Source organism: Streptomyces canus, from assembly GCF_030816965.1.
Classification (GTDB): domain Bacteria; phylum Actinomycetota; class Actinomycetes; order Streptomycetales; family Streptomycetaceae; genus Streptomyces; species Streptomyces canus_E.
The window spans coordinates 235,877-249,115 of record NZ_JAUSYQ010000002.1 but is presented as its reverse complement, the minus strand read 5'-3'; the positions used below and the strand labels follow the sequence as shown (position 1 = coordinate 249,115).

The following is a 13,239-nucleotide window of genomic DNA, read 5'->3' as shown; positions in this document are numbered from 1 at the left end:
GGGCTGTCACAGGACTCCCGGCGCTTCCAGGCGGACTGGACGACGTTGATGGCCAGCCGTTCCGCCCCAGATGCCGTCCCGCCCGCACGGCCCAGCCGAGGCACTGCTCTGCGGCGGGACAACGGCCGCACACAGCCTCCACCTCGTCCATCTGCCGAAGTGCGGGACCGCTGTTGGATACGGGGAAGAAGAGCTCGGGATCTACGCGCAGGCAAGCTGCCCGTTCACGCCAATGCATGGTTCCCGGTCTCACGGGTTGAGCCCACGCTCCTGCCGCGTGCGGGGCAGCGCGAGCGAGAGCGGGGATGGCCTATGGACCAGGGCGATGCGCTGCCGATCGACGAGCCGTGGGAGGACCACGACCGACGGGAACGTGTGACAGAAATGGGCGATGCTTTTTCACGGCCCTGCAAAGTCACACTGTTCGAGACACTGAGATGACCTGTCTGACACTCGAACCACTGCATATGATGTCGACAAGGGTTGAGGAGGGGAGAACTCATGGTCTCCGCGAGCCGTACGGCACACAGCATCGAGGTCACCGCCGAGGGGCTCCAGGAGGAACTGGCCCGGCTGCATTTCCAGAAGCAGACGCTGGAAAGGGAGTTGGCGGCGATCGTGGCACATCTCGGCTCCGTACAGCGGGCCCTCGGCGCTCTCGAGAGCGCGCTGGTCGCTCCGCGCTCCGCCGAGCAGGTGGACGAGCCCGACAAGCAGTACGGCAAGCTCACCGAGCAGATCGTGGCGTACTTCGCCAAGGTCGGTGACGCGGAGGTGCGAGCCCGCGAGGTCGCGGCGGCGCTAGGCCGTGACGCCGACAGCGGAAGCATCAACGCGGTCCGCAGCACACTCGATCGCCTCGTCGCCTCCTCCCGTATTGAGCGCGCCGGCCGGGGCCTGTATCGCACCGGGCGTTCCTAGCGCTCGGCGGTCACCGGGACGATCCGAGGATCACCACGACGCAGGCGATGATCGCCAGGGTGATCAGCACCATCCCGGTGAGTGTTCCCCGCAGCCATTGCCGGATCCTGACGTGGTGTTGCGCCTCCATCGCGCCGACGCGTTCGGCGATGTGATCGGTCACCATGCGGGCTACGTGTTTCTGCTCGTCGACGTACCACTGCTCGATGTCCCGCTTCTGCTCGGGGGTGAGCCCCTCCACGCGCGCGGTGAATGCCGCCACGCGGCGGTGCGTCGCTCCCCTGTGAGCCTCCCGGTACAAGAAACCTTCGATGTCGGGCAGGCCGCGGGCGGCCTCCTCGCGTGCGGACACGGCGTACCCCCAATGAAAACGAGAACCCCACATGGTCATGGTGCGCTGCCTTCCTTCGCACGGCCGGCGCTCGGGTCCTGCGGCTGCCCACCGTTGACGAAGGCGTCCCGTGGGCGCTGGACGGAGGCTAGAGACACGAGATCCCGGCCTGTCAGGGCCGCGGTGAGCCAGACCGCCAGAACGCGGATCTTGCGTTCCCAGCTGGGCACCGCGAGCACGTGATAACCCCGGTGCATCAGCCACGCCGGGAATCCCCTGATGACGATGCCCTTGTACTGGAAGATGCCCCGCCCCAGCCCCAGCGTCGCCACCACGCCCAGGCTGCCGTGCCGGTAGTCCCGGACTCGCTGCCCGCGCAGGTCGGCCACGAGGTTCCTGGCGAGACGTCTGCCCTGTCGCACGGCGTGCTGGGCGTTCGGCACCGTGCGCGCGCCCGGCACCGGCGAGGCCAGGTCGGGGATGGACGCGTCGTCGCCGGCGGCCCACACGTCCGGCACGGGTTCGGCGTCGGTGCCCACGCGTAGATCGGCGCGGGCCAGCAGCAGGCCGCGCTCGTCGAGGGGTAGGTCCGTGTGGTTGTGCACGACCGGGTTCGCGGCGTTGCCGGCGGCCCAGACGATCAGCTCGGAGTCGTACTCCGCTCCGTCGGAGAGGACGACGTGGCCGTCCTCGGCGGACAGCAGTTGCGTGTTGAGATGGACATGTGCGCCGCGGCGTTCCAGGTGGCGTACCACCCAGGCACCCGGCCGGTCGCTCACCTCGGGCAGGATGCGGCCCCGGGCCTCGACCAGGTGGAAGGACAGGTCGTCGATGCTCAGTTCCGGATAGGACCTGAGCATCGCGGTCGCCAGTGACAGCAGTTCACCGAAGCCCTCGACGCCGGAGAACCCGCCTCCCACGAACGTGACGGTGAGCAGCTTCTGCCGCTCGGGGCCGGCCGGCAGCGACGCGGCCTGGTCGAACGCGGTCATCAACCGGTCACGGATCGCTACGGCCTCCTCCACGTGCTTGAGACCGATGGCCTGCTGCGCGAGCCCGGGAATGGGGAAGGTGCGGGTCACCGCGCCGGCGGTGACCACGAGGATGTCATAGCGAAGCTCGTAGGCCTCGCCGCGCACCGGGCGGACGGTCACCGTACGGTCCGCGTTGCTGATCCCGGTCACGGTGCCGGAGATCAGCCGGGTGCCCCGCAGGTGCCGCCGTAGTGACACGACGGCGTGACGTGCCTCCACCGAACCGGCCGCCACCTCGGGCAGGAAGGGCTGATAGGTCATGTACGGGCGCGGGTCGACGACCGTGACCCGCGCCTCGCCCGTACGCAGCTTCTTCTGCAGACCCCAGGCGGTGTAGAAGCCCGCGTATCCGCCGCCGACGATCAGAATCTCTCGCATGACTACCTCTGCTTCTTGTCCGTCACCATGTAGACCGCTCAGGCCGGGCCGGTGTGACATGCGACGGCGGCTCAGGCCGTCGCGGTGTGTACCTGCTCGGCGTTCTCGCCTGTGTCCGTTTCACCGGCGGCCTTGGCCTTGACCGCTTTCTGGATCTCGACGGTGAGCCTGTGGACGAGTTCCGTGAGTTGCGTGTTGCGCCGCCACGTGGATGGAGACGAACCGCATCGGTCCGGCGAACCAGGTGATCCAGTCGGCTGTCCGCAGCTGGACGTCCTCGGCGCGCTCCTTCCGCACCTCGAGCCAGGCGGGGTGCCGGTGCGCCGGGGACGGGTCCGCGACCTCGTCCCCGTGGAGCGTCGGTCAGTCCGGCTCGGACGGCCCTTATCGAAGCGACTCACCGGGGCCGCTCAGGAGTTGGTGGACGGCTCCGTCCATGTCCAGGTGGCACTCCTCGGTACCGAGCGGCACCACCGCGAGGGTTCGCCGCAGAAATGCCCTGAGGGCTCGCGCCGGGGCGGTCACCACGACCGCCTCCTGCTTCGGATACGGGCACAGTGCGATGTGTACCCTGTCCGCCCCCGGGTCCCGGCAGGGCCAGACCTGGACGTCGCCGGCGCCGGTGAGCTTCTCCAGCCCGTCCAGGAGGAGATCGCGGCCGATCACCCAGTGCACGGTCGTGTCCGTGCGCATGTGGAACGTCAGGGACACCGCGTACGGATCGGCTCTGTCGTAGGACAGATCAAGCATCACCGGCCGGTCCACTCCTTCGGCGACGACCAGACGGACAAGCATCCGGCACACCACCGGCGTACAACTGTCGGGTTCTCTCATCACATCACCGCTCGGTAGATCTGTGGGTCAAGGGAGGTTCGGAGGGCACACGGTGTGATGCGTCCTGCGCCGCTCGTGTGATTCAGGTACATCACGATTCTGCGAGGCCCTCGTGTGCTCGCACCATCAGTCAAATGACCCGCAAGTCGCCATGCAGTCACGTGACTGATGTTTGTCCTCGCCGACCGGTGCACGGTGAGCCCAAGGCTTCCCGCCCTACAGCGGGAAGGACGGCGCAAACGTTCGGAGGACCCATGTCACTCGGCTCGCGCGTCGAACGGTTGCCCAAGACCCCTGCCGCGGACGCCGGTCAGCCCCCTGAGGTGGTGGGGCGTGCGCGGCAACTCCGGGAGATCACGGCGCTGCTCGGGCAGGGCTCGGCCGCGGGCCGTGCCCTGCTGCTCTCCGGGGAGCCGGGTGTGGGCAAGAGCGCCCTGCTCGGGGAGGTCGCCAGGGGCATGTCCGGGGCGGGTGCCCGGGTGCTGTCGGCCGTCGGCGTCCGGTTCGAGTCCGAGCTCGCCTACGCCGGACTTCACCAGCTGCTGTTGCCGCTGAACCACCGGATCGAGCGCTTGGAGGACACGCATCGGAGGGTTCTGCGCAGTGCGCTGGGCTACGGGGGCGATCCGGTGCCCGACAGTCTTCGCGTCTCCGACTCGGTGATCTTCCTGCTGCGCCAAGCGGCAACCGAACGCCCTGTGTTCATCGTCGTGGACGACCTCGGCTGTGTCGACCGGGCCAGTTCGGAGGTGCTGGGCTTCGTCGTCCGTCGGTCGGCGGGCAGCCGTATCGGATTCCTTGCCGCCTGCAGATCGGGAGCCGAGACCTGCTTCGACCGAGCCGGGCTCACCGAGTACGAGCTGCCGCCGCTGGATCGCGACGCGGCCGTGGAACTGCTCGGAGTCCGCTTTCCGGGACTGGCCGGACCGGCGCGGGACCGCGTCCTGGCGCAGGCGCAGGGCAACCCGCTGGCGCTCGTGGAACTGCCCGCCGCGCTGAGCGGTCCGCAACGCGACGCGCCGGCCGATCTGCCCGACGTACTGCCCCTCTCCCCACGTCTTCGGAGCCGCCACGCTTCGCGCGTGGCCCGCCTTCCGGCCGAGTCGCGCCGGCTTCTGCTGCTGCTCGCCCTCGACGACACCGGAGATCCGGGAGTCCTCCGTGCCGGATCGGACGACCCGAAGGCTCTTACGGCCTTGTCAGCGGTGGAGTCGGACCGTCTGATCACCTTCGACGACACGAACCGACGGTTCGTCTTCCGGCATCCGCTGACAAGGGCCGCGGTCGTCGAGACCAGCACCCTGACCGAGCGCTGCCAGGCCCATAGCACCCTGGCCGAGATCCGCGCGGAGACTCCTGAGCGGCGGGCCTGGCACCTGGGCCGGGCAACGCTCGTTCCCGACGAGCGTGTCGCCGCCCTGCTGGAGGAGGCCGGGCATCGCGCCGCCGCGCGAGGTGACGCCGCAGAAGCGGTCGCCACGTTCACCAGGGCCGCCGAGCTGAGCCCCCGTCCCGCCGATCGAGGACGCCGACTGACCCGGGCCGCATACCTCGGTGCCGACGCGACCGGTGAGCTGCGCGCGGCGTCGGAACTCCTCGACCGCGCCCGGTGCGCGGACCCGGACCTCACCGGGTCTCCGCTGACCGCCGCCACGGCGGCTCTCCTCCTGCTCAACGGCGGTGACGGCGACATCGACATGGCCCACCGTCTCCTGGTGGAGGCCATCGAGACCGGCAGCCACGGATACGACGCCGAGGACGACGTTCTCATCGAGGCACTGCACCTGCTGCAGCTGGTGTGCTGGGCCGGTGGTCGCGATGCCCTGTGGGAACCCTTCCACGCGGCCCTCGACCGTCTGAAGCCGGCTGCACCGCCGCTGCTCTCCGCCTGTGGCAGGACGTGGAGGGACCCGGCCGGTACCGGCTCGGTCGGCCGTCACGGCATGGCTCCCGTCCGCCGCGACCGGCTCACGGAACTGCGGGGCGTCTCTTGGGAAACGGTCCGTCGGGGACGCCGGGGCGGCCACGTGCGCCGGCACATCGACGCGCTCATGCACCTGTGCCTGCAGGATTTCCCGGCCGGCCGGTGGGAGGAGGCCGAAACGCTGGCCGCCGAGGGCCTGAGGATCTGCGAGGAGCGCCAATTCCCGTTCTTCTCCTGGTATTTCCAATACCACCAGGCCCTGCTCGCCGCCGTCCACGGGCACTTCGAAGAGAGCCGGAGTACGGCCGACCGAATCACGCAGTGGGCCGTGCCTCGTGGAGTCCTGGCGGCGGCGGCCTTCGCCGGCCATGCGCGAGTCCTCGCCGAACTCGGTGCCGGCGACTACGAATGCGCGTACCGCCACGCCGTGGCGATCAGCCCTGCGGGCCGACTCGCGCCCCACGCTCCGTACGCGCTGTGGGGCTGCATGGACCTCGTGGAAGCGGCGGTGCACACCCGGCGCACCGCTGAGGCGGGGGCACACGTGCGTGCGATGCGGGAAGCCGGTGTCGCGGCTCTCTCGCCGCGGCTGGCGCTGTTGGTGGCGGGCTCGGCCGCGCTGGTCGCACCCGATGACGGCGCGGTCGGGTGCTTCGAGCAGGCGCTGGACGTCCCGGGAGCGCAGAACTGGCCCTTCGATCTGGCGCGGATCCGGCTGGCCTACGGGGAGCGTCTGAGGCGCATGCGCTTCGTCACGGAGGCCCGAGCCCAACTGGACTCGGCGGCCGAGGTGTTCGAGCACCTGGGCGCCCGGCCGTGGGCCGACCGGGCCACGGGTGAACTCCGCGCCACCCGCCGGTCCCGCACCGGAGCGAAGCACGGTTCCGTGACCCTCACCGCGCAGGAGCAGGAGATCGCCGTACTCGCCGCTTCCGGGTTGACCAACAAGCAGATCGGCGAACGTCTCCACCTCTCGCCCCGAACCGTTGGTTCGCACCTCTACCAGTTGTTCCCGAAACTCGGAATCGCCTCACGTGCGGCACTGAGGGACGCGCTCGCGTCCCTCAGTGGAAGCAACGCCTTCTAGGTCTGCGAAGAGGTGGCAGACCGCTGCGCCCGGGACTGCTGAGGCGGCAGAGCGGCCAGGGCCTCGCCGAGGGTGACACGCGAGGTGATGCCGAGCTTCCGGAAGATCCGGTGCAGGTGGGCCGCCACGGTCCGGTGGGAGAAGAAGAGACGTTCGCCGATCTGCTTGTTGCTCAGCCCGGTCGCGGCGAGTGCGGCGATCTGGTGTTCCTGCTCCGTGAGCGGGCCGGCCCCCAGGTGCTGGTGGGCCCCCCAGGTGGCGGTACGGCCGGTGGCCCGCAGCTCTTCGGCCGCCCGCGCGGCCCAGGGGGCGGCCCCGAGACGGCGGAAGGTCTGGAGGGCGGCGGCGAGGTGCGTCCGGGCGTCCTGGGCGGCCCGTGCGCGACGCAGGTGCTGCCCGTAGGCCAGGCGGACCCGGGCGAGGTCGAAGGGCCAGCGCTCGGCACCGGGAACGGCGAGCGCTTCCTCGAAGGCGTCGGCGGCCCGGTTCTCGGGCGCGGCGAGCGCGGCCGAACCGGCGGTGACCAGTGCCAGGCGGCCGGAGATTCCGGGCAGGCCCGTCTCCCGCATCGCGGCGACATGGGCGAGTGCCTCGGCTCGGCGTCCGCTGCGCACCGCGGCTTCCACAAGGTCCATGGGAACCCACAGAGCCAGTGGGGCATGCGGGGCCAGCACGCCTGAAGGGCTGATCGCCGAGGCGTCGAGGAAGGCGTCCTCGTGGTCACCGCGTCCCAGGGCGGCCAGTGCCGTCATGTGCCGCGCGAAGTGCTCGACGGTCCACGCACCGCGGGGTACCGCCCACTCCGTGATCCTCTGTGCCAGCCTCCGCACCGTGCCGTCGTCGCCCCGCGCCGCGGCCAGCAGGCCCTGGGCCCGGTGGAACTGCTGGGCCAGCATCTGATAGCCGTGGGCCTCGCACAGCGCCAGCCCCTCCGCGGCGAGACGGCCGCACTCGTCCCACCGACCCGTCATGAAGTCGTCCAGGCACAGCACCACCAGCGCGATGAGCGCCGACGTGACCGCGCCGCCTTCGCGCCCGTCCTCGACGACGGGCCAGAGCGCCGCACGGCACCCTGTCGCCCGGTCCACGAACAGTGCCGCCATCGCGATCCGTTCGATCCGGCTCGGGTCGGTCTCCCGGTGCAGGTCGTGGATGACCGCATCGAGAAGGCCGAGGGCTGTCGGGGAGGAGCGTGCCGGGTCGGCGTAGACGTCGCCGAGCAGTTCCTGCAGGGGAGGCATCGGTACGGTCAGCTGCGACATGGCGGCCTGGTACGCGTCCCAGAACTCGGGTCTGCCCGCGCACAGACACACCTTGCGCAGGGTGCACAGAGCCTCGAAGAGCGCCTCGTCGTCGCCGTCGGACCTGCCGTCGCGGGTCGTGATCGCACCGACCAGCAGCCGGTGCGCGGTGTTGACATCACCGTCGCGGTTGAGCAGCACCTGGGAGGCCGCGGCCGCCGCCCGCAGTGATCCCCTCAGTTCCGGGTCGGCACGCCGGGCCTCCACGAGCAGTTCGGCCGCGGTGCGCAGTTCTCCGGTCACGTCCGCGCCCACGAAGGCGGCTTCGGCGAGCCGTCTGCCGCGGTCCGCGGGACCGGGAGTGAGGTCGGCGGACCGTACCAGCGCGTTGAAGGCGCCGACGGCGTCGCCGCGTCGGCGGACCCGGTGTGCGGTGTCCTCCAGGAGCGCGGCAACCTGCTCGTCGGGATCGGGTGTCGCCTCAGCCAGGTGCCAGGCCATGCGATCGGGTTTACTGGTGAGCGCTTTGGCCAGGGCCCGGTGGGCGTCCAGGCGCTGACCGCTGGTCGAGCCCGACACGACGGTCGCGCGGATCAGTGGGTGGTGGAAGGACAGCCGCCCCAGTCCTCGGTGTTCGATCCGCAGCAGCTGCGCCCGCTCCGCGGGAGCGAGCACGGTCAGTACGTCCTCGCTGGGGGAGGCGGCGCGCAGGACCGACAGGTCGCCGCCGCCCTCCAGCGCGGCCAGGAGCAGCAGCCGCCGGGTGGGGGCCGGCATCTCCGCGACCCGGGAGCCATACAGGTCCCGCAGCCGACGGCTGAGCGGGAGTACCTCGGACAACAGCACTCCCGCGCTGCCTCGCGAGTCGTCGAGCGCGGCCGGCAGTTCCAGCAGTGCCAGTGGGTTGCCCCGCGCCTGCGCGAGGACCCGACGCAGCTCCTGCCCGGTGAGCAGCGGGAAGTGGGTGCCGACCAGGGCGGCTGCCGCCCTGTCGTCCAGTGGGGACACGGTGAGTTCGGGAAGCCCCGCGCGTTCGAAGAAACTCTCGAACCCCGGCCGCGAGGCTGCGAGAAGGCCCACTCGGCTCCCGGTCAGCCGCCGGGCGACGAACGCGAGCGCCGCGGCGCTCGCCCGGTCGATCCATTGCAGGTCGTCGATGACCAGCAGAACGGGACGGCTGCCCGCTGCCCGGCGGAGCAGTGCCAGTACGGCCCCGTAGAGGACCAGCCGATCCACCGGGGCGCCGTCACTCGCGCCCAGCGCCACGGTCAGGGCTTCCCGGTGCACCGGGTCGAGCCCGTCGTACTCGTGCAGCAGGGGTTCGAGTACGTGGTTCAGTCCGGCGAAGCTCAGATCCGCGAGGAACTCGACCCCGTCGGAGCGCAGGACCAGCGCACCGGCCGCCGTCGCCGCCGTTGCCGCGGCATCAAGAAGCACGGACTTGCCGACACCCGGTTCCCCGGACAGCACCAGCACCCCACCGCGCCCGAGCACCTGGTCGACGTACGACCGAAGCAGCTCCAGTTCCCGGTCGCGTCCTACCAGCCCCTCGGTCGTGCTGCGCGGCGCCGATCCATGACCAGCCACAGCGTCCCCCTTCGAGATCTGACGTGGCGGACTCTCGTCTCCGGGCCGTGGTTAGTCCTCGGAAGGCCGCGGGGCGCGCAGGTGGGCCCGCTTCGACAGCTCTTCCTCTTCGACCAGCGTGAGCATCGGCCGGCCGGGCGCGCACAGCATGATGACGACGTACTTGGCCGGCGTATCCGACAGGGCGTTGCCGTTCTGGTAGTGGATCACGTCACCGCCCGGCTCCCAGAAAGTCTCACCGGCCTTGATCACCCGCTCGGGCTCGCCCTCGAGTTCCCACCGGACGGCGCCTTCGGTGACGTAGCCGAAGCACGGCCCCGAGTGCCGGTGCGGCGGCGTCCCGGGGTGTCCCGGAGGCCACTCGACCACCACGGTCATCGCCGAAGCACCCTCCGGCACGAAGGGCGGCTTGACGTCCGCCAGCATCCTGGGCCCGGTCCCGTCCTGGCTCCCGTGCTCGTCGAGTCCGCTCATGGATGTCTTGTCCAACATCGTGTCACACCTCCGGTCGATCCAACTTGGTTCGCTTAGAAGACAACGCACGGCACGGATGTGTGACACAGCGAGCGACTACGGCTGGACACAGTCGAATGACTCATGCAACGCGCCACCGGATTACGGAAGCTGATCCTGTAGACGGACCGGCGGCGAACCGCCGCCTCACGGGGTGCCGACGCTGCCATGCCCGTTGTTCCGTCTGGTGACGAGGCAACTTCCCCTCGTTCACACGAAATCACAACGTCAGGAGCCACATCATGTCTCACGGCCCCGTCAGCCTGTCAGGCGGACACAGGTGTCGGCACGCGCACCGTCGGTTCGACGGCGTGGGCGGTGCCGCATGAACGACCAGAACGGCGGTCTGACCGTCGGCGTCGATCTAGGCGGCACGAAGATCGCCGCCGGGACGGTCGACCCCGGCGGGGAGGTCGTCTCCCGGGTTCGCGTCCCCACCCCGCACGACCCGGACCGGATCGCCGGGGCGATCGCCGAGGCGGTCCAGCGGGTCCGCAAGGGCTGGGACGACGTCCGAGCGGTCGGTGTCGGAGCAGCCGGATACGTGGACGCGGACCGCTCGACGGTGCGCTTCGCACCCAACCTGGGCTGGCACGACAAGGCGATCCGGGACATCGTCCAGGAGGCCACCGGGCTTCCGGTCGTCGTCGAGAACGACGCGAACGCCGCCGCTTGGGGCGAGTTCATCCATGGAGCCGGTGCCGGGCATGACGACATGTTGATGGTCATGGCGGGCACCGGCCTGGGCGGCGGCATCATCAGCAGGGGCCGGCTCTTCCGCGGCCGCTTCGGCATGGCCGGCGAGATCGGCCACTACCGGGCGGTCCCCGACGGGCTCCCCTGCCCCTGCGGCCAGCGCGGCTGCATGGAGCAGTACGCCAGCGGGGCGGCCCACACCCGCCGCGCCCGCGAGATGGCGGCCGCCGATCCGGCACGGGCCGCGGTGGTGCTCGCGCTGGGCGACGGCACCCCCGACGGCCTCGATGGGCACCATGTGACCGAGGCCGCCCTCAGTGGCGACCCCTTCTCCCTCGAGGTGTTCGAGCAGTCGGGCCGCTGGTTGGGCCAGGCGCTCGCCGACCTCGCCTCCATCCTCGACCCGTCCGTCCTCGTCATCGGCGGCGGCCTCGGCGACACCGGCGAGCTGATCAGGCGTCCGGCCGAGATGTCCTACCGTCGGGCCCTCGGCGGCGGCGAGCACCGCGTCTACGCCGAGGTCCGCACCGCCACCGTGGGATCGGACGCCGGCCTCATCGGCGCCGCGAACCTCGCCCGCCTGCACGAACTGCTCTCAGCCCCGACGGCCGGCGTCTGAGCGGCGGCATGCTCGCCGCCCGGCACGACGACCGGTGCCCACTCATCAGCGCGGTCGTCCATCCGATCCACGTCCCCTACGACCGGTACGCCCGCCTGGCCGGGAGAGCTCCCGCCTGCGCCGATGCGTACCCGGCCCTGTGAAGGAGTCCTTGTCCATGACCGCGAACGCCTCTTCCGCGGGGCCGGCCCACTCAGGGGCCGCGCTCCGCCCGACCAACCTACGGCGTGTCACCTACATCTCGGCGGCCGCGTCGATCGGCGGCTTCCTGTTCGGCTACGACAGTGCCGTCATCAACGGCGCCGTCACCGGCATCCAGCACCGATTCGATGTCACCTCCAGCGAGACGGGCACCATCGTCGCCTCCGCTCTGCTCGGTTCCGCCTTCGGAGCGGCCGTCGCCGGACGTCTCGCCGACCGCGTCGGCCGTCGGCGCGTGATGCACTTCGCCGCGGTTCTCTTCGCGATCAGCGCGCTCGGCTCGTCCATGCCCTTCTCCGTCTGGGACCTGGGCGCCTGGCGCATCGTCGGCGGTACGGCGATCGGCCTCGCCTCGCTGATCGGGCCCACCTACATCGCCGAGGTCGCGCCGCCCGACCATCGCGGGCGGCTGGCCTCGTTCCAGCAGGCGGCCATCGTGCTCGGCATCACCGCCTCCCAGCTCGTCAACTGGGGCATCGCCCAAGGGGCTGACGGCAAGAGCGAGAACCCGCTGGGCGCCCTGGATGCCTGGCAGTGGATGCTGATGGCCGCGATCGTACCGGCGCTCGCCTACCTGTTCCTCACCCTGCGCATCCCGGAGTCGCCGCACTTCCTCGTCGCCACGGGCCGCGAGGTCCAGGCCCTCGCCGTGCTGCGCGACCTGCAGGGCACGTACGCGGGCTCCGAGGAGCGGATCGCCGAGATCCAGCATGCTCTCAAGACCGATCACAAGCCGCGGGTACGCGATCTGCTCGACGGCCGCTTCGGGCTGCTGCCGATCGTGTGGGTCGGCATCGGGCTGGCCGTCTTCCAGCAGCTCGTCGGCATCAACGTCATCTTCTACTACTCGTCGCTGCTGTGGCAGTCGGTGGGCATCGACCAGTCCGACTCCCTTCTGATCAGCCTGTCCACGTCGATCATCAACATCATCGGCACCGTCGTGGCGATGCTGCTGATCGACCGGGTCGGCCGGAAACCGCTCGCGCTGACCGGTTCGGCCGGCATGGCCGTGTCGCTGGCCTTCGCCTCCTGGGCCTTCTCGTACAAGACGGGCAGCGGCGGCAGTCTGTCCATCCCGGACACCCAGGGCACCGTGGCGCTGGTCGCCGCCCACTCCTTCGTGTTCTTCTTCGCGGTCTCCTGGGGTGTGGTGCTCTGGGTGATGGTCGGCGAGATGTTCCCGCTGAGGATCCGCGCCGCCGCGATGTCGGTGGCGACCGCCGCGAACTGGATCGCCAACTGGGCCGTCACCGAGAGCTTCCCCCGCATGTCGGACTGGAACCTGTCGTCCACCTACGCGATCTACGCGGCCTTCGCCGTGCTCTCGTTCGTCTTCGTCGCCGTCAGGGTGCGCGAGACCAACGGCAAGAAGCTGGAGGAGATGGGATGACAGCGTCTCGTACGCCCCTGATGAACAACGGTGTCCTGCCCGTCCGCCCGGCGGCGGGCCGGTGGCCGGCCGCGGCCTGCCGAGGTGCCGACATCGAGACCTTCTTCCCCCCTCGGGGCGACCTGGCGGCCGTCCGACGGGCGCTGATGATCTGCGATCGGTGCCCGGTGCGGATTCCGTGCCGCCGGTATGCGCTCGACCACGGGGAGCGGTACGGGATCTGGGGAGGTCTGACCGAGGAGACACGGGAGACGCTCATCCGCATCGGGCCGCCGCCGTCCGTGCCCTCTCTGCCCCAGGAACCCGTCGCCGAACCCATCGCGGAACGGGGGTTAGCCCTGCTGGAGTCGTCCCCGGGCGCGCGGTGAACGCGGAACCGGCCGGGCCCACCGGCTCGGCCGGTTCTGTCGGGTGACCGCCTTCGGATTCGGGCCTCGGCGCAGCGGGAGTTGAGTCGTTCTACTGATGGTGCGATCGCGCCGA

10 protein-coding genes and 1 pseudogene are annotated in these 13,239 nt (G+C 70.4%); 5 read left to right on the top strand and 6 right to left on the bottom strand.

The window, feature by feature from the left end:
* Positions 1 to 6: 6 nt before the first annotated feature.
* A pseudogene (locus QF027_RS02005) lies at positions 7 to 238 on the bottom strand (WhiB family transcriptional regulator).
* 263 nt (positions 239 to 501) lie between these two features.
* Between QF027_RS02005 and QF027_RS02000 the strand changes: the two are divergent.
* Positions 502 to 921 carry a hypothetical protein gene (locus QF027_RS02000; RefSeq protein WP_307072230.1) on the top strand — a complete coding sequence of 140 codons (420 nt, stop codon included), beginning with the start codon at positions 502 to 504 and terminating at the stop codon, positions 919 to 921.
* 10 nt (positions 922 to 931) lie between these two features.
* On the opposite strand, the gene QF027_RS01995 is transcribed toward QF027_RS02000, so the two are convergent.
* The 3 genes from QF027_RS01995 to QF027_RS01985 form a co-directional block, all read right to left on the bottom strand.
* Positions 932 to 1,273, bottom strand: a complete 342-nt coding sequence (locus tag QF027_RS01995) for a hypothetical protein (RefSeq protein ID WP_307072229.1) — start codon at positions 1,271 to 1,273, stop codon at positions 932 to 934.
* A 35-nt stretch (positions 1,274 to 1,308) separates the two neighbouring features.
* Positions 1,309 to 2,664, bottom strand: a complete 1,356-nt coding sequence (locus tag QF027_RS01990; protein ID WP_307072228.1) for an NAD(P)/FAD-dependent oxidoreductase — start codon at positions 2,662 to 2,664, stop codon at positions 1,309 to 1,311.
* Between the two features lie 384 nt (positions 2,665 to 3,048).
* A complete protein-coding gene (locus QF027_RS01985; RefSeq protein WP_306987091.1) occupies positions 3,049 to 3,459 on the bottom strand; it encodes an SsgA family sporulation/cell division regulator in 411 nt (136 codons plus the stop codon).
* A 293-nt stretch (positions 3,460 to 3,752) separates the two neighbouring features.
* Between QF027_RS01985 and QF027_RS01980 the strand changes: the two genes are divergently transcribed.
* Positions 3,753 to 6,509 carry an AAA family ATPase gene (locus QF027_RS01980; protein ID WP_307072227.1) on the top strand — a complete coding sequence of 919 codons (2,757 nt, stop codon included), beginning with the start codon at positions 3,753 to 3,755 and terminating at the stop codon, positions 6,507 to 6,509.
* Here the strand turns inward: QF027_RS01980 and QF027_RS01975 are convergent.
* Positions 6,506 to 9,337, bottom strand: coding sequence for a helix-turn-helix transcriptional regulator (locus tag QF027_RS01975; protein WP_307072226.1), 2,832 nt, complete (start codon positions 9,335 to 9,337; stop codon positions 6,506 to 6,508). The genes QF027_RS01980 and QF027_RS01975 overlap by 4 nt on opposite strands.
* A gap of 51 nt (positions 9,338 to 9,388) precedes the next feature.
* Positions 9,389 to 9,811: a cupin domain-containing protein gene (locus QF027_RS01970; protein ID WP_356949721.1), complete on the bottom strand. Its 423-nt coding sequence runs from the start codon at positions 9,809 to 9,811 to the stop codon at positions 9,389 to 9,391.
* Between the two features lie 364 nt (positions 9,812 to 10,175).
* Here QF027_RS01970 and QF027_RS01965 point away from each other — a divergent pair, with 364 nt between their 5' ends.
* The 3 genes from QF027_RS01965 (at position 10,176) to QF027_RS01955 (ending at position 13,124) form a co-directional block, all read left to right on the top strand.
* Complete coding sequence (locus QF027_RS01965; protein ID WP_307072225.1) at positions 10,176 to 11,165, top strand: ROK family glucokinase; 990 nt, start codon at positions 10,176 to 10,178, stop codon at positions 11,163 to 11,165.
* A gap of 157 nt (positions 11,166 to 11,322) precedes the next feature.
* Positions 11,323 to 12,756: a sugar porter family MFS transporter gene (locus QF027_RS01960; protein ID WP_307072224.1), complete on the top strand. Its 1,434-nt coding sequence runs from the start codon at positions 11,323 to 11,325 to the stop codon at positions 12,754 to 12,756.
* On the top strand, positions 12,753 to 13,124 hold the full coding sequence (locus QF027_RS01955) for a WhiB family transcriptional regulator (RefSeq protein ID WP_307072223.1): 372 nt from the start codon (positions 12,753 to 12,755) through the stop codon (positions 13,122 to 13,124). The genes QF027_RS01960 and QF027_RS01955 overlap by 4 nt, the downstream gene beginning before the upstream one ends.
* The last annotated feature ends 115 nt before the right edge of the window (positions 13,125 to 13,239 follow it).